Raw genomic sequence first — 24,515 nt, 5'->3', positions numbered from 1 at the left:
AACCCCGACCTGATCCCCGAACCCATGCCCGGCAAGCCCGTGGCCCCCGCCCCGCGCAAGGGTTTCTTCACGCTGTCGCCGCTCAACCAGCGGCGCTGGCGAAATTTTCGCCGCAACGGCCGCGCGTTCTGGTCGCTGATCATCTTTGCCGTGGTCTTTGGCCTGTCGCTGTTTGCCGAGTTCATCGCGAACGAAAAACCGATCCTCGTCAGCTATCGCGGAGAGTTTTATACGCCGATCTTCAATTTCTACGCCGAAACCGATTTCGGTGGCGATTTCCGCACTGAAGCCATCTACCGCGACCCGGAGGTGAAATGCCTTGTCCGCACTGGCGGGCTGGATGCGTGTTTCGACACACCGGATGAGTTGATCGAACGGGTGGATGCAGGCGAGGTTCTGGACGGCGATTTCCAGAAAGGCTGGATGCTGTGGCCGCTGATCCCCTACAGCTATCAGACCACGGTGGACCGTCCCGGTGCAGCCCCGCTGCCGCCGAACTCCCAGAACTGGCTGGGCACCGATGACACCAAACGCGATGTCGTCGCCCGTGTAATCTACGGCTTCCGTCTGTCGATCCTGTTCACCCTGATCGTGACAACGCTCGCCTCTGTCGTGGGGATCGTCGCGGGCGCACTACAAGGGTTCTTCGGCGGCTGGCTGGATCTTATCTTTCAGCGCGTGATCGAAATCTGGGGCGCGACGCCCTCGCTTTACATCATCATCATCCTTTTCGCGATTCTGGGACGAAGTTTTTGGCTGTTGGTGTTCCTGACGGTCCTGTTCGGCTGGACGGCGCTGGTGGGCGTGGTGCGCGCGGAATTCCTGCGCGCCCGCAATCTGGAATATGTCCGTGCCGCCCGTGCGCTTGGTGTCAGCAACTGGACGATCATGTTCCGCCATATGCTGCCCAACGCGATGGTGGCCACGGTAACCATGCTGCCCTTCATCGTGACCGGCACGATCAGCACGCTGGCGGGGCTGGATTTCCTTGGCTTCGGCCTGCCCTCCTCGGCACCTTCACTGGGCGAGCTGACCCTTCAGGCAAAACAGAACCTGCAAGCGCCGTGGCTTGCCTTTACCGCCTTTTTCACCTTCGCTGCCATGCTGTCGCTGCTGGTCTTCATCTTTGAAGGCGTGCGCGATGCGTTCGACCCCAGGAAAACCTTTTCATGAGCACCATCCTTGAGGTCAACAACCTGTCGGTGGGCTTCCGGCAGGACGGCCAGATTTCACGCGCCGTCAATGGCGTGTCCTTCACGATTGAGAAGGGCGAAACCGTGGCACTGGTCGGCGAAAGCGGGTCCGGCAAATCGGTGACGGCCCTGTCCACCGTGTCTCTGCTGGGCGACAGCGCCATTGTCGAAGGTTCGGTTATATATAACGGGCAGGAAATGATCGGCGCCTCGCCCAAACGGCTGCGCGATGTGCGCGGCAATGACATCAGTTTCATCTTTCAAGAGCCGATGACCTCGCTCAACCCGCTGCACACGCTGGAAAAGCAACTGTCGGAATCGCTGGCGCTGCATCAGGGTCTGACCGGAGACAAGGCGCGCGCGCGCATCTTGGAACTTCTCAACAAGGTCGGCATCCGCGATCCGGAAAGCCGTCTGGGTGCCTACCCGCACCAGTTGTCGGGCGGGCAAAGGCAGCGTGTGATGATCGCCATGGCACTGGCCAACGGGCCGGACCTACTGATCGCGGATGAGCCGACAACGGCGCTGGACGTGACCATTCAGGCGCAGATCCTGGAGCTTCTGGCCGATCTCAAGCAGGATTACGACATGAGCCTGCTGTTCATAACCCATGACCTGGGGATCGTGCGGCGCATCGCCGACAGGGTCTGCGTGATGAAAGACGGAGAGATTGTCGAGGCTGGCCGCACCTCCGAGATTTTTGCCAATCCGCAGCACCCCTATACGCAAATGCTGCTGAGTGCGGAATCCACCGGCACGCCGGATCCGGTCGCGGACGGTGCAGAGCTGGTGGCCGAGACCGACCAGTTGAAGGTTTGGTTCCCGATCCAGCAGGGCCTGTTCAAACGCACGGTGGGGCATGTCAAGGCGGTGAACGAGGCGACGATCTCTGTCCGGGCGGGCGAGACGCTGGGCATCGTCGGGGAAAGCGGTTCCGGCAAGACCACACTTGCGCTGGCGATGATGCGGCTGATCCAGTCCGAAGGTGCCATCACCTTCATGGGGCAGGACGTGCGCAAATGGTCCACGAAAGAGCTGCGGCGCCTTCGTGCCAAGATGCAGATCGTGTTTCAGGACCCGTTTGGCAGCCTTTCGCCGCGCATGACCTGCGAACAGATCATCGCCGAAGGGTTGGGCGTGCATGGCAGCCCGGATGGGCGGCCTGCGCGCGAACTGGTGGCCGAGGTGATGACGGAGGTCGGGCTGAACCCGGCGACGATGCATCGCTACCCGCACGAGTTTTCCGGCGGACAACGCCAGCGCATCGCCATTGCCCGCGCAATGATCCTGCGGCCCCGGCTCGTGGTACTGGACGAGCCGACCTCGGCGCTGGACATGACGGTTCAGGTGCAGATCGTGAACCTGCTGCGCGACTTGCAGCGCAAGTACGACCTTGCCTATCTGTTCATCAGCCACGACCTGAAGGTGGTGCGCGCGATGTCGCATCGGGTGATGGTGATGAAACAGGGCGACGTGATGGAATATGGCGCTGCTGAAGAGATCTTTGAGGCACCGAAAACCGACTACACCCGCGAATTGCTGGCGGCGGCCTTCGCATCGCATGTCACGGGTGGGGTCTAGGAACCAGGAGGCCCCGGGTGTTTCCCCGGGGCGCGCTTGCCCTGACCGCAACCCGATAGCGCCCTTGCAGGAACGTCAATTCTACGGCGCTGACGTCGCAATTCCGTATAGCAAAGCCATCGAACTTGAAAAAATGCCGCAGGGTCGGATGCCGCGCGTCAAAAAGGCCCATTGGGGCGAGTTGTTTTCATCGGCCCAACCCCCTAACCTTCACCGCAGGGCGCTGGGTGTCTTTGACCCAGATCAAATGTGGATCTCAAGATGTTGCAAGAACCCATCCTCACTGGCACCCAGAATTGCGCGGAATGCCCGATCCGGCACCGCGCGGTCTGTGCCCGCTGCGAGACGGACGAGTTGCAGCGACTGGAAGAGGTCAAATATTACCGACGCTTCGAGGCCGGCCAGACCATCATCTGGTGCGGAGACCGAATGGATTTCGTGGGCTCTGTCGTGTCAGGCGTCGCCACACTGTCCCAGACAATGGAGGACGGGCGCACACAGATGGTGGGACTGCTGCTGCCCTCGGATTTCGTCGGGCGGCCCGGACGGCCAGTTGCCGCATATGACGTGACGGCCACCACGGATGTGCTGATGTGCTGTTTTCGCAAGGCCCCCTTTGAGGGGTTGATGGCAGACACCCCACATATCGCACATCGTCTTCTGGAGATGACGCTGGACGAGCTGGACGCGGCACGCGAATGGATGCTGGTTCTGGGGCGCAAGACCGCGCGCGAAAAAATCGCCTCGCTTCTGTCGATCATCGCACGGCGCGATGCCATTCTGCATCAGCGCAGCAAGGATGCGCGGGTGGTATTCGACTTGCCGCTGACACGCGAAGCGATGGCGGATTATCTTGGGCTGACGCTGGAGACCGTCAGTCGTCAGGTGTCCGCGCTGCGCAAGGACGGTGTGATCTCGCTTGAGGGCAAGCGTCGCGTCACCGTCCCCGATCTAAGCCGCCTTCTGGACGAAGCAGGTGACGATTCGGCCACCTGAGCGGCCTGCCGGACAGTCCTGACGCGGCGACACGCGCGGCCGTCTCGTCAATTTTCAATCAATGCGCCATGAAAACCGGCACCGGGCAGTTTTCCAGCATATTGCGCGTGGCACCCCCAAGGATGGCCTCTCGGAAACGCGAATGGCCATAGGCCCCCATCACCATCATATCGGCATCGACATCCCGAAGATGACGCACCAGCACGTCGGACACGCGCGGCATTGTCTTGGACAGCACATCAATCTGCGCCTTGACGCCGTGGCGCGACAGATATTGCGACAGCATCCCGCCCGGATCGGACCGGTTCGGCCCGCGCGCCGGCGGGTCAATGACGACGACATGAACAATGTCGGCCGACTGAAGCAGGGGAAGGCTGGCGCGAACGGCGTTCAGCGCCTCGGCGCTTTCATTCCAGGCCAGCACGATCCGTTTGGGCGTCGGCACTGGTGTGCCCGTGTCCGGCACCACCATGACCGGGGTCTGCCCTTCAAAAAGCACGCCTTCGACCACCGGCTCCAGCTCTGCGCCGCGTTCATCGCCATAAGGTCGTGGCACCACGACCAAGTCGGAGAACCGTGCCCGCGCTGCAACATGCCGCGTAATATCGGCGAGCTGGGCAACGCCTGATTCCACCCCCCAGCGACCGTCCCGGCCATCAAGCTGCTTTCGCGCAAACTCTTCCAGCTCTTTGGCCTCTTCGGTCGCGCGAGAGATTGTTTCCTGCACGATCATCGCACTTGCGCCCGCATAGTAGTAACCGGTCTGGCTGCGATCCACACCAAGGCACAAGACGTCCAGATGGGCATCGCAGGCTTCAGCCAAAGCTGTGGCATGGGTCAGCGTCGTGCCCGCCAACCGGTCGTCGGTCAGGACTGTCAAAAATGTCTTATAGGCCATGATTCCCCCTCATGCGGTGTGATCCTCTCACGAAGCCTAGACCCTTCCGGCCGGCACCTCCTTGATCCGCATCAATAACGCGTCGCAAAAAGGTTGACCTAGATCAAGGCGCGCCCTTCCCCGCCAGCGCACAACCCGCTCAATTGAATACCCCCGCGCGGGGCGTGACTCGTGCGGGACTGACGAAGGGACAAACCATGACAAATTACTTCAAGCTGATCGTGCTTGGCCTGGTCACGCTGTTTGCGATGATCGCGGCCAACTATGCACGCGACGCAGCCTATATGGTGCATGCCATCATCATCATGCTGGTCGCGGGCGGCCTGTTTCTGTGGACGCTGCGCAATACCGACGAGCCGGAGCCACCTGCGGTGCTGCAAACCAGCTATATGGACGGGGTCATCCGCTACGGCGTGATCGCCACGGCGCTTTGGGGCATCGTGGGCTTTCTGGTGGGCACGTTCATCGCCTTCCAACTGGCCTATCCGGCGCTGAACTTTGAATGGGCTGACGGATTCGCGAACTTCGGTCGGCTGCGCCCGCTGCACACCTCTGCGGTGATCTTTGCCTTTGGCGGCAACGCATTGATCGCAACATCATTCTATGTGGTGCAACGCACCAGCGCGGCGCGTCTTTGGGGTGGCAATCTGGCATGGTTCGTCTTCTGGGGCTACCAGCTGTTCATCGTTCTGGCGGCCACCGGCTATCTGTTCGGGTCCACCCAGTCCAAGGAATATGCCGAACCTGAATGGCATGTGGACCTGTGGCTGACGGTCGTCTGGCTGGCCTATCTGGCCGTGTTCATGGGCACGATCATCAAGCGCAAGGAACCGCATATCTACGTCGCCAACTGGTTCTATCTGGCCTTCATCATCACCGTGGCGATGCTGCATGTGTTCAACAACCTGTCCATTCCGGTCAGCATCTTCGGGTCGAAATCCGTGCAGGTCTTTTCCGGTGTGCAGGATGCGATGACGCAGTGGTGGTACGGCCATAACGCCGTGGGCTTCTTCCTGACAGCCGGCTTCCTTGGCATGATGTACTACTTTGTGCCGAAGCAGGCCGGACGGCCGGTCTACAGCTACAAGCTGTCGATCATCCACTTCTGGGCGCTGATCTTCCTGTATATCTGGGCCGGTCCGCACCATCTGCACTACACCGCCCTGCCCGACTGGGCGGCGACGCTGGGCATGGTGTTCTCGATCGTTTTGTGGATGCCCAGCTGGGGCGGCATGATCAACGGGTTGATGACCCTTTCGGGCGCCTGGGACAAGCTGCGCACCGATCCGGTTTTGCGGATGCTGGTGCTCTCGCTCGGCTTTTACGGCATGTCTACCTTCGAGGGTCCGATGATGTCGATCCGTGCGGTGAACTCCCTGTCGCATTACACCGACTGGACCATCGGTCACGTACATTCCGGCGCGCTTGGCTGGAACGGCATGATCACCTTCGGCGCGCTCTACTTCCTGGTGCCGAAACTGTGGAACCGCGAGCGGCTGTACAGCCTGTCACTGGTCAGCTGGCATTTCTGGCTCGCCACGATCGGCATCGTCCTTTACGCGGCGTCGATGTGGGTCACCGGCATCATGGAAGGCCTGATGTGGCGCGAAGTCGATGCGAACGGCTTCCTTGTAAACGCATTCGCCGACACCGTTGCCGCGAAATTCCCGATGTATGTGGTCCGTGCACTGGGCGGGGTCATGTTCCTCAGCGGTGCGCTGATCATGGTCTACAACCTGTGGATGACCGTCAAACGCAGCCCCGCTGTCGAGGCGACTGTTGCTGCATCACATGCCACCCCGGCTGAATAAGGAGGGCCAGGACAATGACAACTGATAAAAAACCTCCCATGCCGGCATCGGCCACAGGTATCGGGGCACGCCCACGGCGAAGGACGTTCCTTGACCGTCACGGCATGATCGAAAGAAACGCGACACTGCTGCTGATCCTCAGCTTTCTGGTGGTCAGCATCGGTGGACTGGTTCAGATCGTACCGCTGTTCTATCTCGACAACACCATCGAGAAGGTCGAGGGCATGCGTCCCTACACCCCGCTGGAACTGACCGGACGCGACATCTATGTTCGCGAAGGCTGTTACGTTTGCCACAGCCAGATGATCCGTCCCATGCGGGACGAGGTTGAACGCTACGGCCATTACAGCCTTGCGGCGGAATCGATGTATGACCATCCATTCCAATGGGGGTCCAAGCGCACCGGGCCGGATCTGGCCCGCGTCGGCGGCCGCTATTCCGATGTCTGGCATGTCGATCACCTGCGCGATCCGCAATCCGTGGTGCCTGAATCGGTGATGCCCAAATACGGCTATCTGGAGGCCAAGCTGCTTGAAGGCGAATATGTGTCCGACCTGCTGCGCACCCACGCCTTTGTCGGCGTCCCCTACACCGACGAAATGATTGCCGAAGCGCGCCGCGATTTTGCCGCGCAGGCCGATCCCGACAGCGATTATGACGGTCTGCTGGAGCGTTACGGCGACAAGGTGCCGATCAGCAATTTCGACGGGCAGCCGGGCATTTCCGAAGCCGATGCGCTGATTGCCTATCTTCAGATGCTGGGCACGTTGGTCGATTTCTCGACCTTCACACCTGACGCAAGCCGCTAAGGAGGGCTGGATATGGAAACCTATTCGCTTCTCCGCCAATTCGCTGACAGCTGGATGTTGCTGGCTCTGTTCGTCTTTTTCGCCGGGGTCATCCTGTGGGTGTTTCGTCCCGGTGCCAAGAAAACCTATGACGACACCGCAGACATCCCTTTCCGGCACGAAGACAAACCCGCCGAAGACAAGGAGGCGAGGAAATGAGCAAGACACCCGAAAAGCAGAAGGGCGATCCGGAAACCACAGGGCATAGCTGGGACGGGATTGAAGAATTCAACAACCCGCTGCCGCGCTGGTGGCTCTGGACGCTTTATGCAACGATCTTCTGGGCCGTTGCCTATACCATCGCCTATCCGGCCTGGCCGATGATCTCCAAGGCGACGGCGGGCGTTCTGGGTTATTCCACTCGTGGCGAGGTGGCCAAGGACATCGCAGCGGTCGATGCCCGCAATGCCGGTATCAACGAACAGTTGGCCTCGACTCCGCTGACGGAAATCAGCGCCGATCCAAACCTTCAGACCTATGCCCAGAACGCGGGCGGGGCGGTGTTCCGCACCTGGTGCGCGCAGTGCCACGGGTCCGGTGCGGCGGGGGCCAAGGGCTATCCCAACCTGCTGGACGATGACTGGCTGTGGGGCGGCGATATCGAGGCGATCCACGAGACGATCAGCTACGGCATCCGCAACGAGACAAACCCCGATGCGCGCTATTCCGAAATGCCGGCCTTCGGGCGTGACGAATTGCTGGAGGACGCGCAGATCGAGCAGGTCGTGAACTACGTCATGTCCCTGTCAGGCACCCCGCAGGATGCCTTACTGGTCGCGGAAGGAGAGGTTGTTTTCATGGACAACTGCGCGGCCTGCCATGCTGAGGACGGCACCGGCGATCGCCTGCAAGGCGCGCCGAATCTCGCGGACGCGATCTGGCTGTATGGCGGCGATTACGACGCGCTGATGGAGACTGTCAACAATGCCCGTTTCGGCGTCATGCCCGAATGGCAGGACCGTCTGTCCGAGGCACAGATCCGCGCGGTCACCAGCTATGTCCATGGTCTGGGCGGGGGCGAAGCAACGCCCGAGTGACCTGCACCCATACCGCCGGGCTTGTTGTCCCTTGTCCGGCGGTGTGACGCCGGTATCCCGAACTGTTCGCGCGTTTCCAGGGATACCGGCGTTCAATATGACTGTCGCTGTCGGATGCCCGGTCAGCGATAAGGACCGGGAAAAAGCCTTTGCGGCGTCGCGCAGCTTTCGATCGGCTCCGCCCACATGATAGAAACACGTCAAACGGCGCGGGCAGGGTTGCACGCGCCGTTCTTGTTCGCTGGATCAAGCAACATACTGGCGATCCATTCGGTTGTGCGCCTCTACGCGGCTGGCGCACAGACAGAACGCCGGGGGACAGCATCCCTGCCATCCATGTCAAACCACTCTGGCAGCGCCAGCGCCTTTCTACGCGACGGTCGGCGCAGTCTTCGGCGCAGTGCATGACGGACGTGGCACACGGTTATGCAGATACCTTGAGGAGCCTCTGATTACTTCCGGATCAGGGCCGACGCGTCCAGCCGAGGCAACCTCTGCGGGTCGGCAGAGTCCTGCACCGTCCAGTGCGCCGGCGCATACCAGTCGGAATCGCCACGCTCTTGCGCTTGGATCTGGCGGGTTGCAGTCATTATGCTATGTGAAAATATTCCAAACATGTCGTGGCCTCCTTGGATTTGGTTTCGTACGATCATCATTGACCAGAATGCGATTCTATGCGACTCAGTAAACTTTCATATATGTAAGATAGGATTACATTATGGATTGGCGCAGCTTGCCCCCTCTTTCGGCCCTCCGGGCGTTTTCGGCCTATGCGGAAACGGGCTCGGTCGTTGCCGCCGGATCGGCACTGAATGTCAGCCATGCCGCGATCAGCCAGCAATTACGCAGTCTTGAAACGCATATGGATGTGCGCCTGCTGGACCGCTCTGGCCGGACCCTTGCACTGACGGCAGAGGGCCAGCAACTGGCCGATGCGCTGGCCGCCGGATTCGGCCGCATCTGGCAGACGGTCGAGGCGCTGACCGGTGCCGATGCCAGCCGTGCGCTGCAAGTCGCGACAACGCCCAGCTTTGCGTCGCACTGGCTGATGCCCCGTCTGGCGAGCTTTCGGGTGGCCCATCCCGACATTGACATCATGATCAACCCCAGCCCGGCCCTGACAGACCCGACACCGGGCGGCGTGGACGTCGCGCTGCGCTACGGGGCGGGAAAATGGCCAGGGCTGGAGGCCGAAATGCTGGTGCCTTCCTCGTTGATGGTGGTCGCGGCACCCTCTCTGATCGGGGATTTCTTTCCCACTCGTCCGCAGGAATTGACGGACTATCCTTGGTTGCAAGAACTTGGCACCACCGAAAGCTCGCACTGGCTGGCCCGCCACGGCGTCACCGACACGCGCGTCAAGGGCGTGATCCACGTTCCCGGCAACCTGATGCTGGATGGCGCGCGCAACGGACAGGGCATCGCTGTCTCCACCCGCGTTTCTGTCGAAGAGGATATTCGCGCCGGACGCTTGCGTCTGCTGTTCGAGGACAAGCAGGACGAAGGCTATCACATTGTCACCGCCCCCGGCATCATCCGGCCAGCGCTTCGCGACTTTATCCATTGGCTGCGGCGCGAAGCCCGCAATAGATGACTTTCAGAGTCAGTATTTGACACAGGTCAAGGCCGCCCCCTGCCCAGGCTGACACAAGGGCGCGAAAATACGCCCTTTGCCGGAGTGATTCCGTGTCCGATATGCAACCTGACGCCCCACCAAGCCTTTATGCTGCGCGCGAACCGATCTTTCCGCGCCGCGTTTCGGGAAAGTTCCGCAATCTCAAATGGGTGATCCTGATCCTCACCCTGGGGGTCTATTACCTGACGCCATGGATTCGCTGGGATCGCGGTCCGATCCTGCCCGATCAGGCGGTGCTGGTGGATCTGGCGAACCGGCGCTTCTTCTTCTTCTGGATCGAGATCTGGCCGCATGAGTTCTACTTCATCGCGGGCCTGCTGATCATGGCCGGGCTGGGGCTGTTCCTGTTCACCTCTGCCCTGGGGCGGGTCTGGTGTGGCTATGCCTGCCCACAGACCGTCTGGACCGACCTTTTCATTCTTGTCGAACGCTGGGTCGAGGGCGACCGGAACGCGCGTCTGCGTCTGCACCGGCAGAAGAAACTGGATTTCCGCAAGGTCCGGTTGCGCATGACAAAATGGGCCTTGTGGTTGCTGATCGGTCTCGCCACGGGCGGCGCATGGGTGTTCTATTTCACAGATGCGCCAACGCTGCTGCGCGATCTTGTGACGCTGAACGCGCATCCCGTGGCCTACACCACGATGCTGCTGCTGACCGTCACCACCTTCTTTTTCGGCGGGTTTGCGCGGGAACAGATCTGCATCTACGCCTGCCCCTGGCCGCGCATTCAAGCGGCAATGATGGACGAGGACACCCTGACCGTCGGCTACCGCGTCTGGCGCGGCGAACCGCGCGGCAAGGGCAATGTCCGTCGCAAGAAGAAGGCCGATGTCATGGCCGCCGAAGCCGCCAGTCAGGCAGGCGGTCCGGGGGCCGGGATCGGACAGGCCAAATACGCCCCGACCCCCTATCCCGGCGTGGCGGACAAGGCCGCTGCCGCTCCGGTCGATGCGGCACAGTTTCAGGATGGTCCCGGCGACTGCATCGACTGCATGGCCTGCGTGAATGTCTGCCCGATGGGGATCGACATCCGTGACGGCCAGCAGATGGAATGCATCACCTGCGCGCTGTGCATCGACGCCTGCGATGACGTGATGGCCAAGATCGGCAAGCCGCGCGGGCTGATCGACTATCTCGCATTGTCGGACGAAAGCCGCGAACGGGCGGGCGAGGCACCGCGCCCGGTCTGGAAACATATCTTCCGGCCCCGCACCATCCTGTATACGGCGCTTTGGGCGCTGGTCGGGCTTGGTCTGGTCTTTGCGCTGTTCATCCGGTCGAATATTGAAATGACCGTCGCACCGGTGCGCAATCCGACCTTTGTAACCTTGTCCGATGGTTCAATCCGGAACACTTATGACGTAAGGTTGCTGAACAAGCAGGGCGAGGCCCGCCCGTTCCGGATCACCGCCACCGGCGCGCCGTCCCTGCAAGTGGAACTGGAAGGCGCATCGGCCCAAACCATCACGGTGCCGGCCGACAGCACCTATTTGCAGCGGGTCTATGTGATCGCGCCCGAAGCCTCTGCCCCGGCACAGGCGGAACGCACAGAGTTCCGCTTTTGGGTCGAGGATGTGACAAATGGCGACACCGCCAGCAAGGACACTGTGTTTAACGGAAGGACAAACTGATGGGCATGCAGGATCAGGCGACCGGGGCCAAACTTACCGGATGGCATGTTCTGGCGATCTTCGGCGGTGCCTTCGGCGTCATCATCGCGGTCAATCTGGCGCTGGCATGGAACGCGGTGCGGACCTTTCCGGGGCTGGAGGTGAAAAACTCTTACGTTGCCAGCCAGACCTTCGACACCCGCCGCACCAGTCAGCAGGCGCTTGGCTGGACCGTGCGCGCCGATGCCGAAGGCGACCGGGTCATCCTGGCGATCACCGATACCGAGGGACAGCCCGTGCAACTGAGCGCGCTGGAGGCCACGTTGGGCCGTGCCACGCAGGTCAAGGACGATCGCACGCCCGATTTCCGGTTCGACGGCACCGCCTATGTCGCGTCGGAATCGCTGCCGGGCGGCAATTGGAACATCCGAATGAAAGCGACCGCGCTTGACGGGACAGAGTTTACACAGCGCGTTATCCTTCACGTCAAAGGCTGACAGACATGACCGCCGCCATGCGCCCCCAGATTTCTGCCTGCCCCGCCTGTTCCGCTGCCCCTGCGGCAGAGGCTCTGGCCGATCGCGGCGCGGTCAAGGACGCCGATCTGGCGCTGTCCTTGCCCACGATCCATTGCGCGGCCTGCATCTCGACCGTGGAAAAGGTGCTGAACGGCACACCCGGCGTGCACAAGGCGCGGGTGAACCTGACGCTGAAGCGCGCGCAAATCGTGGCCGAGCCCGAAACCACGGCCGCGCTTCTGATCGCCCGCCTTGAAAGCGCGGGCTATGAAGCGCATGAACTGGACGCCACTTGCCTGCATGCCACGCAGACCGACCGGGCGGGCCGCGATCTGCTGATGCGCATGGCCGTGGCGGGTTTTGCGATGATGAACGTCATGCTGCTATCCGTCGCCGTCTGGTCCGGTGCCGAGGGCGCGACCCGCGATATGTTCCACTGGATTTCCGCCGCGATCGCCCTGCCTGTCATCGCCTTTTCCGCCAAGCCGTTCTTTGTCAACGCCTGGGGCGCGCTGCGCGTCGGGCGGCTGAACATGGATGTGCCGATTTCGCTGGCCATCGCGCTCGCCGTCGTCACGTCGCTGTGGGAAACCTCGCTTTCGGGCGAACATGCCTATTTCGACGCCGCCGTGGCGCTGACATTCTTTCTGCTGACCGGGCGCTATCTGGACCACCGGACGCGCGCCATTGCCCGTTCCGCCGCCGAGGAACTCGCGGCGCTTGAAGTGCCCCGCGCCCGCCGTGTCTGGCCCGATGGCAGCGAGACCGAGGTGCCCGTGGCAGAACTGCGTTTGGGCGATCTGATCCGCGTACGCCCCGGCGGCCGGATGCCCGTGGACGGCGAGATCACGGCAGGAACCTCGGAACTCGACCGATCGCTGCTGACCGGCGAGACGCTGCCGATCTACGCCGAACCCGGACAGGCCGTCAGTGCCGGAGAGGTCAACCTGACCGGTCCTCTGACGGTGCGCGCCACCGCCGTGGGGCGCGATACCTCGTTACACCGGATGGCCGATCTGGTGGCGGTCGCGGAATCGGGGCGGTCCCGCTACACGTCGCTCGCCGACAAGGCGGCGAAACTTTATGCGCCGGGTGTGCACATTCTGTCGGCGCTGGCTTTTGTCGGCTGGTATCTGGCCACCTTCGACCCGCGCACCGCGCTGAACATCGCCGCTGCGGTGCTGATCATCACTTGTCCCTGCGCCTTGGGGCTTGCCGTGCCCGCCGTGACCACCGCCGCCTCTGGCCGCCTCTTCCGTCGCGGCTTGCTGATCAAGGACGCCACGGCGCTGGAACGTCTGGCAGAGGTCGATACCGTCGTGTTCGACAAGACCGGCACGCTGACCGCTGGCACGCCAGAGCCGACCAACCTTGAGAGTTTGCCTGCATCGGATCAAAGCGTCGCGCTGGCCCTTGCCGAAGCGTCCGGCCACCCCCTGTCCGTCGCGCTGACCGCAGCGGCGCGGGCCGCAGGCATCGTGCCCGCCGAGATTGAGGACCTGTCCGAAGTGCCGGGCTTTGGCACACAAGCGATGTGGAATGGCCAGACCGTGCGGTTGGGTCGCGCAGGCTGGACCGGCGGCGAGGATCTTGATTATACTGCGGCATGGCTGCGCATCGGCGGCGTCCCGGCGCAACCCATTACCTTCACGGACCGCTTGCGGCCGGGTGCGGCAGAGGCCGTGGCCGCGCTGAAGGCCCAAGGCATGCGCGTCATGGTCATGTCGGGCGACACCGAAGGCGCGGTGGCGCGGCTTGCCCAAAGGCTGGGCCTCGACACCTGGCAGGCGAATTGCCTGCCGCAGGAGAAATCCGAGCGCATCGCAGCTCTGACAGAGGCTGGCGCACAGGTTCTGATGGTCGGCGACGGGCTGAATGACACCGCAGCCCTTGCCGCCGCGCATGTGTCGATCTCGCCCGCATCGGCGCTGGACGCAGCCCGTACGGCATCGGACATCGTATTGCTGGGCACGGATCTGTCACCGCTGTCCGAGGCAATCACGACGGCCCGGACGGCGACAAAGCGGATCCGGCAGAACTTTCGTATCGCGACCTGGTACAATATCATCGCCGTGCCGTTGGCCGTTGCCGGCCTTGCCACGCCCCTGATCGCGGCATTGGCCATGTCCACCTCGTCCATCACCGTCAGCCTCAACGCCCTCAGGCTTCGGAGCCGTCCATGAACGTGCTCGCCTATCTTATCCCGATTTCGCTGGTGCTGGGCGGAATCGGCCTCATCTTTTTTGTCTATACGGTGAAATCCCGGCAATATGACGACCCCGAAGGCGATGCCCGCCGGATCCTGTCGGACGAGTATGACGATCAGCCAAAGCAGGACTGATGTCGGCGTAGTGTTGCCGTATTGATGCGCACCACCTAACGCCACGGGGCAACCGGGAATCGCCACGACCGTCCGCCTCGTGGCTGTCAACGGGCGACACGAAAAAGCCGCGGCGCAATCCCTGCACCGCGGCCAATTATGTTTGCAAGCAGACGCTTAACAATTGATCAGTTCGGCCCGATCATGAAGCATGTCACCTGACGCGCCTGCAACCTGCGGCACGCCAGATCGGCCATCTCACGGGTCAGCCCCATGAAATTGGCGTCATGTCCGCTTGATTTGCTGACAACCTTGCGCAGCGAACCATCCAGCGTCGACATCTCGGCCAGCGCAGTCTTCAACAGAACGCGCTCCGCCTGATAGCGGCTGGGATAGCGGCCGACATTGATCCCCCAATGACGCCCCCCGGACGTAGAAAGACGCGTGACAACTTCTGTTTCCGTTTCTGCCTCTGCCGTCGGCGCGGGCACTGCCACAGTATCCTCAACTGATGCCACGATCAGATTGGCGGGCCGGGTCACAGGTTTCGGCGATCTTTTCGGTGCCGTGGCAGAGCCATTGTCCAGACTGACGGCCTGCGCTTCTTTCAGCGCGTCCTCGATATCCGCCTTGGCCACCAGAACAGGCGCGACTCCGGGGCGTAATTTCGGACGCAAGCTGCGTTTGACCGCTGCTGCTGCAATCCGGATCGACTTGCCTTGCTGGTCACCCGACGCGGCAACCGAAGCGACCGCATTGTTTTCTGCGACACCGCCCTTGTAAGGGGGGCGCGGCGGGGTGCGCATTGCAACGCGGGTCGGCGCGCGCTTGAATCCCATATCCAGAAGCTCGGCCACCCTGGCATTGCGGGTCAGCGTCGAGCGTCCGCCGAAAACCGTGGCGATCACCCGTTCGTCGCCTCGCCGGGCAGAGGCAACAAGATTGAAGCCGGCCGCACGCGTATATCCTGTCTTGATGCCGTCCGCGCCCCTGTAGGACTGCAACAAACGCCGATTGGTATGCGACACGGTCTTTACGCCCGCATCTGCCGTCTGCCGGGAAAACAGGTTATAGTATTCGGAATAGTCATAAATCATATGCTGCCCCAGCAGCGTCATGTCCCGCGCGGTGGACAAATGCCCGCTTTCTGTCAGCCCGTGCGCGTTCTTGAAGGTCGTCCGGGTCATGCCCATCGCGCTGGCGGTGCGGTTCATCCGTCGTGCAAAGGCCGCTTCGGATCCGGCAATCGCCTCGCCGATGGCGGTCGCGGCGTCGTTGGCCGATTTTACCGCTGCGGCACGCACAAGGTAGCGCAACTTGATTTTTTGGCCCTCGCGAAGGCCCAGCTTCGACGGTGGTTCGGATGCGGCATGGCGCGAGATTCGCACTTCCGTATCCATACTGATCTCGCCGTGTTTGACGGCCTCGAATGCAATGTAGAGCGTCATCATCTTTGTCAGAGACGCGGGATGCAACCGCGTGTCTGCGTTGCGCGAATGAAGCACCTCGCCGTTTCGCGCATCTATGACGAAGGCCGCATAGGGTGCGGCCACCGCGCTAAGCGGCACAAGGACCGCCAACCAAATCAGAGTGAGTATGAACAGGCCATATAGGCCCGGCTGCCTGCGCCGTCCTGTCACGATTTCTGCCTTTTACTGCCTCTCGTTCCCGGATTTTTCCGGTGAACATTTTTTGTTTTATCGTTAATTTATAACACATCAACTGCTGCGAATAAAGCGTTCAATTATAAAGAAATTATTAATATTCAATACAACGTGGCACGATATATTGCGGACCAAGTGAGTCGCAACACCATGGAGACGATCAAGTCCGAAATGATGATGTTCAGCCGATTTCTTCGACCAAGGACACCAATCCGCTGAGGTCATCGAGATGGTGAAACCTCTGCTCTGTCGCCGGGGCGGCCGCATGTTCCAACGCCCAGGTCAACATATGTGGCACATGCACCCCGTGGGCGCCGGCCTCTATCGCGGGCAGCACGTCGGATTTCAGCGAGTTTCCGACCATAAGCGCCCGGCCGGCCCCGCCTGCGGCGTCGAATATCCGCGAATAGACCTGCCTTGTCTTGTCCGACACGATCTCGACCGAATCAAACAGATCACCCAGGCCCGATTGGGCGAGCTTGCGCTCTTGGTCCAGCAGATCGCCCTTGGTGATCAAGACAATATGGTGATCAGGTGCCAGCGTTTCGACGGCCTGTCGCGCTGCGGGCAAAAGCTCGATCGGGTGGCGCAGCATATCCTGGCCCGCTTCGACCAACTGCCGGATCACCGAGGCCGGGACGCGTTCATCGGTCACCTCGATCGCGGTTTCTATCATCGACAGAACAAAGCCTTTGACGCCGAATCCATATTGACCAAGGTTGCGCCGCTCTGCATCCAGCAATCGCGCCATGAGATGGTCAGTGTCCGCATACGCGGCCAGAAGGCCCGCGAATCGTTCTTGGGTCAGCTGAAAGAACCGCTCGTTATGCCAAAGCGTGTCATCCGCATCGAAGCCGATTGTCAGAAGATTTCGCGCCATGTTTCCCCTCGTTCGCCCGGCACCTCTTTTCACTAGCGTGAATGAGGTTATATAGAGCGGTCAGGACCGCACAAGCAAAGCCAGATGAGCGCAATGACCGGGCAGAACTTCATCTTCGCCACGAGACTGGCCAGCAATCACCCCGACGCCCCCGGCGGCGGGTCCGACAGTGATGTCGTGGTCGAGACAAAGCCCAAGACGAAACGCCCGCCTTTATACAAGGTGATGCTGCTGAATGACGACTACACGCCGATGGAATTTGTCGTGCATGTGCTGGAGCGGTTCTTCGGCAAGACCCACGGCCAAGCTTTCGAGATCATGCTGACGGTCCACAAGAAGGGTCTTGCCGTTGTTGGCGTGTACTCCCACGAGATTGCCGAAACGAAGGTGGCGCAGGTGATGGATTTCGCCCGCCGTCACCAACATCCGCTGCAATGCACCATGGAAAAGGAATAGGCGTGATCCACGCCCAGTGTCATGGCCTCATCCCGACTGACTCACGCGCTTGAAAGCGCAGAACTGACGCTGCCTGCCGAGGGACGCATTGCGCTGTTCCAGCCGCGCGCCGATAGCGACCTTCAGGCCCTGCCCAAGGATCGCTGCGATGTCATCAGCAGTTTTTACCCCGATGTGGCCGCGTTGCGGGCCCGTGGATTCCGCTGTGTGCCGGAGCCTGAGGGCAACTACGCCGCCGCAATCGTATTCCTGCCCCGCACCCGTGCATTGGCAGAGGCGCTGATTGCGCAGGCCGTGGCCGCTGCTCCCGATGGTATTGTCGCCGTTGATGGTTTCAAGACCGACGGGATCGAGGCAGCCCTGCGCAAGATCCGCAAGCTGGTGACACTTGAGGGCCTCGACACCCGTGCGCATGGCAAGCTGTTCTGGTTCTCGGCCGACGACATCGGGGACGACTGGACGCAAACCCCGCAACCGCAAATCGCCGATTTTACCACGGCACCGGGGGTGTTTTCCGCTGACGGGATCGATCCGGGCTCCGAAGCGCTTGTCGCGGCACTCCCCGCCAAACTTGGCGCGCATGTTGTCGATCTGGGTGCGGGATGGGGCTATCTGGCAAATCAGGTGCTGGAGCGTGAAAGTGTCGCCCGCCTCGATCTGGTAGAGGCGGACCACACCGCGCTGGACTGTGCGCGCCGCAACATCAGCGATCCACGCGCGATGTTTCACTGGGACGACGCCACAAGCTGGCGCCCGGAAACCCGCGCTGACAGCGTGGTGATGAACCCGCCCTTCCATACCGGTCGCGCGCCTGCCCCGTTATTGGGACAGGCATTCGTGGCCTCAGCCGCGGCCTGCCTGAAACCGTCAGGTCAGTTATGGATGGTGGCGAACCGACATTTGCCCTATGAGGCGACGCTCGCCCAGCATTTCACCGCGTATTCCGAGGTTGGCGGCGACAACCGTTTCAAGATACTCCACGCCCAACGCCCACTGCGTCGGGACAGATGACATTCACCAGCCCGCCTTGGCGGTAGCAGGGAAAGGAACCGGATGAGTTTCTCGATCGAAGGCAAGACCGCAATCGTGACCGGCGCTGCAAACGGGGTTGGCCTTGCCCTGGCGCGACATTTTTCGGACAAGGGCGCGAATGTCATGCTCGCCGATATTGACGAGGCGCGCTTGCAGGAAGAGGTCGGCAACCTCGCCGACGAGAGCAACTTCAACTATTTTGCGGGCGATCTGCGCGAAAGGCTGACCATCGCCAATCTGCTGTCAGCCACGCTGGACGCGTTTGACCGGGTGGATATTCTGGTCAACGGCGCGCGGCAGATCCTTCCGACCGATGCCTTCGACCTTGAAGACAACAGCGTTGAGACGCTACTGGAACAAAACCTTCTGGCAAGCCTGCGGCTGTCGCAACTGGTCGCCAAACGCATGATCAAACAGGCCGAAGACCGCGAAGAGGGTCAAGCCGGGTCCATCGTCAACCTGTCATCCATTGCGGCGCGCCGCACGCATCCGGACCTGTTGGCCTATTCTGTTTCAACCGCCGCTCTCGACCAGATGACCCGCTCGCTGGCGGTTACTCTGGCACCGCACCGGGTGCGTGTGAATGCGGTTGCGTTCGGTTCGGTCATGTCGGCCAGCCTGAAGGGCGCACTGAAGGAAAACGCTGTTTACCGCTCCGCCATTGAACGGCACACGCCTTTGGGGCGCATCGCGTCTCCGACGGAACTGGCAGAGACTGTTCAGTATCTGGCATCCGAAGGTGCAGGTTTCGTCACTGGTCAGATCCTGACTGTAGATGGCGGGCGGTCCCTGATTGATCCGGCAGCTTGTCCCGCGCATTAACCCCCCTGCCCTGCCCGGGCGCGCGACAGATCGTCCAGGCGCTTGCCGACCTATGCTGGTCTGCGATACGGGTGTTTTGCAAAAATTTTGGGGTGCGGCATGAGCGATGATTTTCTGACCGAAAAGCAACAGGCATCGGCATGGTTCCGGCAATTGCGCGACGAGATCGTGGCAGCGTTCGAAGGGTTGGAAGCCAGCCATTCCGAAGGCCCGCTCACCAACGAGCCTGCCGGCACATTCGACGTGACCGAAACGCGGCGTGGCTCTGATGACGGTACTGACGCGGGCGGTGGCCTGATGAGCGTGATGCGCGGCGGCCGCGTGTTCGAGAAGGTCGGCGTGAACGTCTCGACCGTCTATGGCACGCTGGGCGAGGCTGCGCAGGCGTCGATGATGGCCCGGACGGGGTTGGACGGGATGGCGGATGACCCCCGGTTCTGGGCGAGCGGCATCAGCCTTGTCGCGCATATGCAGAACCCGCATGTTCCGGCAGTGCATATGAACACACGGATGTTCTGGACACCGCATGCATGGTGGTTCGGCGGCGGGTCGGACTTGAACCCCTGCATCGAATATGCCGATGACACGGCGCATTTTCATTCCGTTCAGCAAGCGCATCTGGATCCACACGGCGCGGATCTTTATCCAAAGCTGAAGGATTGGGCGGATGAGTATTTCTACATCCCCCATCGGGGACGGGCGCGCGGTGTTGGCGGGATCTTCATGGACGACCGCTGTACCGGTGATTGGCAGGCCGATTTCGCGCTGACACAGGATATCGGTCGGGCCTTCCTGCCTGCCTTCGTTCCGCTGGTGGAAAAACGCCGGGTTCAGGACTGGTCAGAGGCGGACAAGGACGCCCAGCTTATCCACCGCGGGCTCTATGCCGAATATAATCTGGTCTACGACCGCGGCACGAAATTCGGTTTGGCGACCGGGCATGACGCGAATGCCGTGCTGATGAGCCTGCCGCCCATGGCCAAGTGGGTATGACAGCGGCCAATGCAGATCTTCTGATGCTCAGGCGTCGCGCCACTGACCTGGCTGCAAGCCCCCAAGCGTCCAGTCGCCGATCTGCCAGCGGATCAGCCGCAACGTCGCCAGGCCAACCGCCGCCGTCATGCGGCGCACCTGCCGGTTGCGCCCTTCGGTGAGGGTCAGCTCCAACCAGTCATCCGGCACGGATTTGCGGTAGCGCACCGGCGGATCGCGCGGCCAGAGCCAATCCGGCGGGTCGATCCGCCGCGCCTTGGCGGGGCGCGTGATGCCATCCTTCAGCGTCACACCTTTGCGCAACAGCGCCAGCGCCTCTTCGGTGATCTCTCCTTCGACCTGCGCAAGGTAGGTCTTGGGCAGTTTGGTGTCGGGATGCGCGATGCGGTGTTGCAAACGTCCGTCATTGGTCAGGATCAGCAAGCCCTCGCTATCGCGGTCCAGCCGTCCGGCGGGGTAGACCTCTGGCAGATTCACATAGCTGGACAACGTTTCGCGCCCCGATCCTTCGGTGCCCTTGTCAGTGAATTGCGACAGCACCCCCCAGGGTTTGTTGAGCAGGATAACCCGCGCAGGGCCGGTCGGGCGTGGCTTGGGCGCGCGCGGTCTGGACATGTTGGGTTTGCGGGGTTTGGCCATCGGCGTCAGCCCCGCCGAGCGTTGAAAAACGCCTTCAGCAAGTCCTCGGCCTCGGGCGCGGCGATGCCGTCATAAACCTCTGGAGCGTGGTGGCATTGCGGATGCGCAAAGATGCGTGCGCCCTGTGCCACGCCGCCCGATTTCGGATCGGACGCCGCGTAGTACAGCCTGCGAATGCGCGCGAAAGAGATCGCGGCAGCGCACATCGGGCAAGGCTCCAGCGTCACATAAAGATCATGGCCTGTCAGCCGCTCTGATCCAAGCGCGGCACAGGCCTCGCGGATCGCCAGAACCTCTGCATGGGCGGTGGGATCGTTCATCTCTCGGGTGCGGTTGCCGGCGCGCGCCACGATTTCGCCGTCCGGGCCGATCAGTACGGCACCGACCGGCACTTCGCCTCGGTCGGCGGCGGCGCGGGCTTCTGTCAACGCGGCGTCCATGTGGCTTTTGAAGGTCATTCGCCCGTCATAAATTGCCCTTGGCGCTTTCCCAAGGGCGAAAATTCGTCTAGGTCCGATCGGATTGGACCGTGTCGCGGCCGCCCGCCCTAGGTCGATGCGGCAAGAAATCGGTCCGCCCTGAAATCAAGCACATCAAAGGTGCGCCGCATGAGCCAGACCCCGCCCCCATCGACGCCCCCCGCAACGCCTCCCGGCGACCGTATCGCAAAAGTGCTGTCCCGCGCCGGTGTCGCCAGCCGCCGCGAGGCGGAACGCATGATCGAACTGGGCCGGGTCAGCGTGAATGGCCGCAAGATCGACAGCCCGGCCCTGAACGTCACCGATGCGGACAAGATCGCGGTGGACGGTAAGCCGATCAAGGCACCCGAACCCCCGCGCCTGTGGCTGTATCACAAGCCCAGCGGGCTGGTGACAAGCAACAGCGACGAAAAGGGCCGCGAAACGATCTTTGACCACCTGCCCGAAGACCTGCCTCGGGTGATGTCCGTCGGACGGTTGGACCTGAATTCCGAAGGGCTGCTGCTGCTGACCAATGACGGCGCGCTGAAACGCCGGATGGAGCTGCCTTCTACTGGCTGGCTGCGGCGCTACCGGGTGCGGGTCAACGGCAGACCTACCGATGAGACGTTTGAACCGCTGCGCAAGGGGCTGGTCATCGACGGCGAGCGGTTCCAGCCGATGATTGTCAGCCTTGACCGGCAGCAGGCCTCCAACGCCTGGGTCACGGTCGGCCTGCGCGAAGGCAAGAACCGCGAGGTTCGGCGCGCGATGATGGATCTGGGACTGGCCGTGAACAGATTGATCCGGGTGTCCTACGGGCCATTCCAACTGGGCGAATTGAAGGTCGGCGCAGTCGAGGAGATCCGCCCAAAGGTTCTGCGCGACCAATTGGGGCTGGAAAGTCCCAAAACCGAAAAGCCGAGCAAAACCGGAAAGCCCAGGGTCACGCGCAGACGCCGCTAGCCTCCAAAGCCGCTGATCCCGGATCGGCGAACCATCCGCGCGGCCTGACGCTGACAACCTGTGGTAAACGCGTCTTCCCTGCCTGAAACGCGCAAAAGCTGCGGTTTTGGTGCCCATCGTGCTTCATTTAGACACCAACTCCCCTTGTTCGTCCGCCGGGTTTCGTAAATTCTGGCGCGAACCGACCACTCTACGAGGATGCATTCATGGCTGATCTTCTGACCATCGAGAACCTTGGGAACCTGCTGATGTTGTGTTTCCTGCAAGCCGTTCTCGGGTTCGACAACCTGCTCTACATTTCCATCGAGTCGCAACGCGCGCCTGTCGCGCAGCAAAAAGCTGTCCGCTATTGGGGCATTATCATCGCCGTGGTGCTGCGGGTGGTGCTGCTGTTCGTGATGATCCAGTTGATTGATGCGCTGGCAGAGCCGTTTTTCATCTTCAACTGGCCGGGCGTGATCGAAGGCGGGGTCAACTTCGCCACCTGCGTCTTTATCATCGGCGGCGTGTTCATCATCTATACAGCCGTCAAAGAAATCAGCCACATGATGGCGATCGAGGACCTCAACACCGATGTGGACGCGAAATCGGGAAAAAGCGCCACTCAGGTCGTGCTTTTGATCGTGATGATGAACCTGATCTTCTCGTTCGATTCGGTGCTTTCGGCGCTGGCGATCACCGATGTATTCATCATCCTGGCGACCGCGATCATCCTGTCCGGGCTGGCAATGCTGGTGCTGGCCGACACGGTGACGGAGTTTCTGGAAAAGAACCGCATGTACGAGGTGCTGGGCCTCTTCATCCTGCTGATCGTCGGCGTGGTTCTGCTGGGCGAGGCCGGGCAAGCGGCGGCCCATGCCGTGCATGACGACACTCTGGCGCTGCATTTCTTCGGATACGAGGTCGTGCCGATGTCCAAGACCACCTTCTATTTCAGCGTGCTGGTGCTGGTCGCGGTCGAGGTCATCCAATCGCGCTATACCCGCAAGCTGAACGCCGAGCGTCGCACAGCCTCAAGGCGCTGAAAATCACTGCATGGACAAAACCGGTGGCCTGTATTCCGGGCCACCGCAAACAGGTGGAATGCGAAGGCAATTCTCCCCCTAGCCCCCGACGGGCGCTTCCCGTAAGTTCCGTGACAACGCAAATCGCCCAGAATCCCGAGGTAGCATGGCCGGCACTGCCCTTCAGAAAATCGCTTACATCCTGCTTTTGGTTGTGCTTTGCGGCGTGTCGTCGGGCTGGTTTGGGGGACTTTGATCATGGCGCAAAGGTTCGGCGGCAAGTTCAGCCCTGACGGCACCGGTCCAGATGAAACACCGACCGAACGCGGCGCGTTTCGCGGGGCGACGGTTGATCCCGTGGGCGCACGCAGCAACCTGCTGTTCCTCCCGCCGGTTGTGCTGGCTTTCACCTCGATCACAGGCGGTGCCACGACACTGGTCGCGGGCCTTCTGGGGGCTGCCTTGCTGACATTTGGCGCATGGCTTCTGCGCGATGGATTGCGCGCCGAAGCGGCGTTCAACGCCCGCAAGGTTGCCCGCCGCCCCGGTTTCCCGCGCAAGATTGCCGCTGCCGTATTGGCAGGTGTTGGCGTGGCGCTTGCCGCATGGCGCAACGAACCGGGGATCATTGCCCCGGTGCTTTACGCCGCAGCGGCAGGCGGGCTTCATCTGGCGGCCTTCGGCTTTGACCCGCTGCGCGACAAGGGTATGGAAGGCATCGACACGTTCCAGCAGAACCGCGTCGCCAAGGCAGTTGACGAGGCCGAAAAGCACCTCGCCGCGATGTCGGATGCGGTTCGTCGCGCGCAAGACCGCCAAGTCGAGCAACGGGTCGAACGGTTTCAGGCCGAAGTGCGCGAACTTTTGCGCACCGTCGAAGAAGATCCTCGCGATTTGACCGCCGCGCGTAAATATATGGGCGTCTATCTGATGGGCGCACGCGATGCGTCGGTGAAATTCGCCGACATCTACAGTCGCACGCAGGATGCAGGTGCCCGGTCCGACTATATGATGCTGCTGACCGACCTGGAGGAAAGCTTTAACGCCAAGAAACGCAAACTGCTGCTCGACGACAATTCCGACCTGACGGTCGAGATCGAGGTTCTGCGCGACCGACTACAGCGTGAAGGCATTCGCCTGAAATAGATTTACA

25 protein-coding genes are annotated in these 24,515 nt (G+C 61.6%); 19 read left to right on the top strand and 6 right to left on the bottom strand.

What is annotated here, in order from left to right:
• Nucleotides 1–24: 24 nt before the first annotated feature.
• The 3 genes from ACN0WV_RS04855 to fnrL all read left to right on the top strand — a co-directional run bounded on the left by ACN0WV_RS04855 (nt 25) and on the right by fnrL (nt 3,770).
• On the top strand, nt 25–1,173 hold the full coding sequence (locus tag ACN0WV_RS04855) for an ABC transporter permease (RefSeq protein WP_417604127.1): 1,149 nt from the start codon (nt 25–27) through the stop codon (nt 1,171–1,173).
• A complete protein-coding gene (locus ACN0WV_RS04850; protein ID WP_417604082.1) occupies nt 1,170–2,774 on the top strand; it encodes an ABC transporter ATP-binding protein in 1,605 nt (534 codons plus the stop codon). Before ACN0WV_RS04855 ends, ACN0WV_RS04850 begins: the two co-directional genes overlap by 4 nt.
• A 261-nt stretch (nt 2,775–3,035) precedes the next feature.
• Nucleotides 3,036–3,770, top strand: coding sequence for a transcriptional regulator FnrL (gene fnrL, locus ACN0WV_RS04845; RefSeq protein WP_417604081.1), 735 nt, complete (start codon nt 3,036–3,038; stop codon nt 3,768–3,770).
• A 58-nt stretch (nt 3,771–3,828) separates the two neighbouring features.
• Here fnrL and ACN0WV_RS04840 read toward each other — a convergent pair whose 3' ends face one another.
• Nucleotides 3,829–4,668 carry a universal stress protein gene (locus tag ACN0WV_RS04840; RefSeq protein ID WP_417604080.1) on the bottom strand — a complete coding sequence of 280 codons (840 nt, stop codon included), beginning with the start codon at nt 4,666–4,668 and terminating at the stop codon, nt 3,829–3,831.
• A 197-nt stretch (nt 4,669–4,865) separates the two neighbouring features.
• Between ACN0WV_RS04840 and ccoN the strand changes: the two genes are divergently transcribed.
• From ccoN to ccoP, 4 genes are read left to right on the top strand one after another with little or no spacing between them, the layout of a single operon-like run.
• Nucleotides 4,866–6,479 (top strand): cytochrome-c oxidase, cbb3-type subunit I, encoded by a 1,614-nt coding sequence (gene ccoN / locus ACN0WV_RS04835; RefSeq protein ID WP_417604079.1) that lies wholly within the window; start codon nt 4,866–4,868, stop codon nt 6,477–6,479.
• Between the two features lie 38 nt (nt 6,480–6,517).
• Nucleotides 6,518–7,288 (top strand): cytochrome-c oxidase, cbb3-type subunit II, encoded by a 771-nt coding sequence (gene ccoO / locus ACN0WV_RS04830; RefSeq protein WP_417604126.1) that lies wholly within the window; start codon nt 6,518–6,520, stop codon nt 7,286–7,288.
• Nucleotides 7,289–7,300: 12 nt separating this feature from the next.
• Entirely contained in the window at nt 7,301–7,486 is a 186-nt protein-coding gene (locus ACN0WV_RS04825; protein WP_084350367.1) for a cbb3-type cytochrome c oxidase subunit 3, read from the top strand.
• On the top strand, nt 7,483–8,364 hold the full coding sequence (gene ccoP, locus ACN0WV_RS04820; RefSeq protein WP_417604078.1) for a cytochrome-c oxidase, cbb3-type subunit III: 882 nt from the start codon (nt 7,483–7,485) through the stop codon (nt 8,362–8,364). Before ACN0WV_RS04825 ends, ccoP begins: the two co-directional genes overlap by 4 nt.
• Nucleotides 8,365–8,816: 452 nt before the next feature.
• Here the strand turns inward: ccoP and ACN0WV_RS04815 are convergent, their stop codons facing one another.
• On the bottom strand, nt 8,817–8,954 hold the full coding sequence (locus ACN0WV_RS04815) for a hypothetical protein (protein WP_417604077.1): 138 nt from the start codon (nt 8,952–8,954) through the stop codon (nt 8,817–8,819).
• 128 nt (nt 8,955–9,082) lie between these two features.
• On the opposite strand from ACN0WV_RS04815, the gene ACN0WV_RS04810 reads away from it, so the two are divergent.
• The 5 genes from ACN0WV_RS04810 (at nt 9,083) to ccoS (ending at nt 14,469) form a co-directional block, all read left to right on the top strand.
• Entirely contained in the window at nt 9,083–9,958 is an 876-nt protein-coding gene (locus tag ACN0WV_RS04810; protein WP_417604076.1) for a LysR family transcriptional regulator, read from the top strand.
• A 101-nt stretch (nt 9,959–10,059) separates the two neighbouring features.
• Complete coding sequence (locus ACN0WV_RS04805; RefSeq protein ID WP_417604125.1) at nt 10,060–11,631, top strand: 4Fe-4S dicluster domain-containing protein; 1,572 nt, start codon at nt 10,060–10,062, stop codon at nt 11,629–11,631.
• Nucleotides 11,631–12,107 carry a FixH family protein gene (locus tag ACN0WV_RS04800; RefSeq protein WP_417604075.1) on the top strand — a complete coding sequence of 159 codons (477 nt, stop codon included), beginning with the start codon at nt 11,631–11,633 and terminating at the stop codon, nt 12,105–12,107. Before ACN0WV_RS04805 ends, ACN0WV_RS04800 begins: the two co-directional genes overlap by 1 nt.
• A 5-nt stretch (nt 12,108–12,112) precedes the next feature.
• Nucleotides 12,113–14,311 carry a heavy metal translocating P-type ATPase gene (locus ACN0WV_RS04795; protein WP_417604074.1) on the top strand — a complete coding sequence of 733 codons (2,199 nt, stop codon included), beginning with the start codon at nt 12,113–12,115 and terminating at the stop codon, nt 14,309–14,311.
• Nucleotides 14,308–14,469, top strand: coding sequence for a cbb3-type cytochrome oxidase assembly protein CcoS (gene ccoS, locus ACN0WV_RS04790; RefSeq protein ID WP_084350372.1), 162 nt, complete (start codon nt 14,308–14,310; stop codon nt 14,467–14,469). Before ACN0WV_RS04795 ends, ccoS begins: the two co-directional genes overlap by 4 nt.
• A gap of 167 nt (nt 14,470–14,636) precedes the next feature.
• Here ccoS and ACN0WV_RS04785 read toward each other — a convergent pair whose 3' ends face one another.
• Together ACN0WV_RS04785 and ACN0WV_RS04780 are read right to left on the bottom strand one after the other, a co-directional pair.
• Nucleotides 14,637–16,028: a D-alanyl-D-alanine carboxypeptidase family protein gene (locus ACN0WV_RS04785; protein WP_084351099.1), complete on the bottom strand. Its 1,392-nt coding sequence runs from the start codon at nt 16,026–16,028 to the stop codon at nt 14,637–14,639.
• Nucleotides 16,029–16,293: 265 nt separating this feature from the next.
• Nucleotides 16,294–16,992 (bottom strand): HAD family hydrolase, encoded by a 699-nt coding sequence (locus tag ACN0WV_RS04780; RefSeq protein ID WP_417604073.1) that lies wholly within the window; start codon nt 16,990–16,992, stop codon nt 16,294–16,296.
• Between the two features lie 93 nt (nt 16,993–17,085).
• Between ACN0WV_RS04780 and clpS the strand changes: the two genes are divergently transcribed.
• The 4 genes from clpS to hemF all read left to right on the top strand — a co-directional run bounded on the left by clpS (nt 17,086) and on the right by hemF (nt 20,295).
• On the top strand, nt 17,086–17,448 hold the full coding sequence (gene clpS, locus ACN0WV_RS04775; RefSeq protein ID WP_412780474.1) for an ATP-dependent Clp protease adapter ClpS: 363 nt from the start codon (nt 17,086–17,088) through the stop codon (nt 17,446–17,448).
• A 21-nt stretch (nt 17,449–17,469) separates the two neighbouring features.
• A complete protein-coding gene (locus ACN0WV_RS04770; protein ID WP_417604072.1) occupies nt 17,470–18,459 on the top strand; it encodes a class I SAM-dependent methyltransferase in 990 nt (329 codons plus the stop codon).
• 42 nt (nt 18,460–18,501) lie between these two features.
• Nucleotides 18,502–19,302: an SDR family NAD(P)-dependent oxidoreductase gene (locus tag ACN0WV_RS04765; RefSeq protein WP_417604071.1), complete on the top strand. Its 801-nt coding sequence runs from the start codon at nt 18,502–18,504 to the stop codon at nt 19,300–19,302.
• Nucleotides 19,303–19,401: 99 nt separating this feature from the next.
• The gene (gene hemF / locus ACN0WV_RS04760; protein ID WP_417604070.1) at nt 19,402–20,295 is read left to right on the top strand and encodes an oxygen-dependent coproporphyrinogen oxidase; all 894 of its coding nucleotides are present in this window, start codon (nt 19,402–19,404) and stop codon (nt 20,293–20,295) included.
• A gap of 27 nt (nt 20,296–20,322) precedes the next feature.
• Here the strand turns inward: hemF and ACN0WV_RS04755 are convergent, their stop codons facing one another.
• Together ACN0WV_RS04755 and ACN0WV_RS04750 are read right to left on the bottom strand one after the other, a co-directional pair.
• Nucleotides 20,323–20,910: a pseudouridine synthase gene (locus tag ACN0WV_RS04755; protein WP_417604069.1), complete on the bottom strand. Its 588-nt coding sequence runs from the start codon at nt 20,908–20,910 to the stop codon at nt 20,323–20,325.
• 29 nt (nt 20,911–20,939) lie between these two features.
• Nucleotides 20,940–21,392 carry a nucleoside deaminase gene (locus ACN0WV_RS04750; RefSeq protein ID WP_084350378.1) on the bottom strand — a complete coding sequence of 151 codons (453 nt, stop codon included), beginning with the start codon at nt 21,390–21,392 and terminating at the stop codon, nt 20,940–20,942.
• A gap of 150 nt (nt 21,393–21,542) precedes the next feature.
• Here ACN0WV_RS04750 and ACN0WV_RS04745 point away from each other — a divergent pair, with 150 nt between their 5' ends.
• The 3 genes from ACN0WV_RS04745 to ACN0WV_RS04735 all read left to right on the top strand — a co-directional run bounded on the left by ACN0WV_RS04745 (nt 21,543) and on the right by ACN0WV_RS04735 (nt 24,508).
• A complete protein-coding gene (locus tag ACN0WV_RS04745; RefSeq protein ID WP_417604068.1) occupies nt 21,543–22,358 on the top strand; it encodes a pseudouridine synthase in 816 nt (271 codons plus the stop codon).
• Nucleotides 22,359–22,564: 206 nt separating this feature from the next.
• Nucleotides 22,565–23,383 (top strand): TerC family protein, encoded by an 819-nt coding sequence (locus tag ACN0WV_RS04740; RefSeq protein ID WP_084350380.1) that lies wholly within the window; start codon nt 22,565–22,567, stop codon nt 23,381–23,383.
• A 237-nt stretch (nt 23,384–23,620) separates the two neighbouring features.
• A complete protein-coding gene (locus ACN0WV_RS04735; RefSeq protein ID WP_417604067.1) occupies nt 23,621–24,508 on the top strand; it encodes a 5-bromo-4-chloroindolyl phosphate hydrolysis family protein in 888 nt (295 codons plus the stop codon).
• Nucleotides 24,509–24,515 lie beyond the last annotated feature (7 nt).

The organism is Primorskyibacter flagellatus (genome assembly GCF_048268605.1).
GTDB classification, from domain to species: Bacteria; Pseudomonadota; Alphaproteobacteria; order Rhodobacterales; family Rhodobacteraceae; genus Primorskyibacter; species Primorskyibacter flagellatus.
The sequence above is the reverse complement of the archived record's forward strand: the minus strand, read 5'-3'. Positions and strand labels throughout refer to the sequence as shown.

Excerpts from the sequence above, each read along its gene's own strand:
- ACN0WV_RS04855 (WP_417604127.1), top strand. The coding sequence starts at position 25 with ATGCCCGGCAAGCCCGTGGCCCCCGCCCCGCGCAAGGGTTTCTTCACG.
- ACN0WV_RS04850 (WP_417604082.1), top strand. The coding sequence starts at position 1,170 with ATGAGCACCATCCTTGAGGTCAACAACCTGTCGGTGGGCTTCCGGCAG.
- fnrL (WP_417604081.1), top strand. The coding sequence starts at position 3,036 with ATGTTGCAAGAACCCATCCTCACTGGCACCCAGAATTGCGCGGAATGC.
- ACN0WV_RS04840 (WP_417604080.1), bottom strand. The coding sequence starts at position 4,668 with ATGGCCTATAAGACATTTTTGACAGTCCTGACCGACGACCGGTTGGCG.
- ccoN (WP_417604079.1), top strand. The coding sequence starts at position 4,866 with ATGACAAATTACTTCAAGCTGATCGTGCTTGGCCTGGTCACGCTGTTT.
- ccoO (WP_417604126.1), top strand. The coding sequence starts at position 6,518 with ATGCCGGCATCGGCCACAGGTATCGGGGCACGCCCACGGCGAAGGACG.
- ACN0WV_RS04825 (WP_084350367.1), top strand. The coding sequence starts at position 7,301 with ATGGAAACCTATTCGCTTCTCCGCCAATTCGCTGACAGCTGGATGTTG.
- ccoP (WP_417604078.1), top strand. The coding sequence starts at position 7,483 with ATGAGCAAGACACCCGAAAAGCAGAAGGGCGATCCGGAAACCACAGGG.
- ACN0WV_RS04815 (WP_417604077.1), bottom strand. The coding sequence starts at position 8,954 with ATGACTGCAACCCGCCAGATCCAAGCGCAAGAGCGTGGCGATTCCGAC.
- ACN0WV_RS04810 (WP_417604076.1), top strand. The coding sequence starts at position 9,083 with ATGGATTGGCGCAGCTTGCCCCCTCTTTCGGCCCTCCGGGCGTTTTCG.
- ACN0WV_RS04805 (WP_417604125.1), top strand. The coding sequence starts at position 10,060 with ATGCAACCTGACGCCCCACCAAGCCTTTATGCTGCGCGCGAACCGATC.
- ACN0WV_RS04800 (WP_417604075.1), top strand. The coding sequence starts at position 11,631 with ATGGGCATGCAGGATCAGGCGACCGGGGCCAAACTTACCGGATGGCAT.
- ACN0WV_RS04795 (WP_417604074.1), top strand. The coding sequence starts at position 12,113 with ATGACCGCCGCCATGCGCCCCCAGATTTCTGCCTGCCCCGCCTGTTCC.
- ccoS (WP_084350372.1), top strand. The coding sequence starts at position 14,308 with ATGAACGTGCTCGCCTATCTTATCCCGATTTCGCTGGTGCTGGGCGGA.
- ACN0WV_RS04780 (WP_417604073.1), bottom strand. The coding sequence starts at position 16,992 with ATGGCGCGAAATCTTCTGACAATCGGCTTCGATGCGGATGACACGCTT.
- clpS (WP_412780474.1), top strand. The coding sequence starts at position 17,086 with ATGACCGGGCAGAACTTCATCTTCGCCACGAGACTGGCCAGCAATCAC.
- ACN0WV_RS04770 (WP_417604072.1), top strand. The coding sequence starts at position 17,470 with ATGGCCTCATCCCGACTGACTCACGCGCTTGAAAGCGCAGAACTGACG.
- ACN0WV_RS04765 (WP_417604071.1), top strand. The coding sequence starts at position 18,502 with ATGAGTTTCTCGATCGAAGGCAAGACCGCAATCGTGACCGGCGCTGCA.
- hemF (WP_417604070.1), top strand. The coding sequence starts at position 19,402 with ATGAGCGATGATTTTCTGACCGAAAAGCAACAGGCATCGGCATGGTTC.
- ACN0WV_RS04755 (WP_417604069.1), bottom strand. The coding sequence starts at position 20,910 with ATGTCCAGACCGCGCGCGCCCAAGCCACGCCCGACCGGCCCTGCGCGG.
- ACN0WV_RS04750 (WP_084350378.1), bottom strand. The coding sequence starts at position 21,392 with ATGACCTTCAAAAGCCACATGGACGCCGCGTTGACAGAAGCCCGCGCC.
- ACN0WV_RS04745 (WP_417604068.1), top strand. The coding sequence starts at position 21,543 with ATGAGCCAGACCCCGCCCCCATCGACGCCCCCCGCAACGCCTCCCGGC.
- ACN0WV_RS04740 (WP_084350380.1), top strand. The coding sequence starts at position 22,565 with ATGGCTGATCTTCTGACCATCGAGAACCTTGGGAACCTGCTGATGTTG.
- ACN0WV_RS04735 (WP_417604067.1), top strand. The coding sequence starts at position 23,621 with ATGGCGCAAAGGTTCGGCGGCAAGTTCAGCCCTGACGGCACCGGTCCA.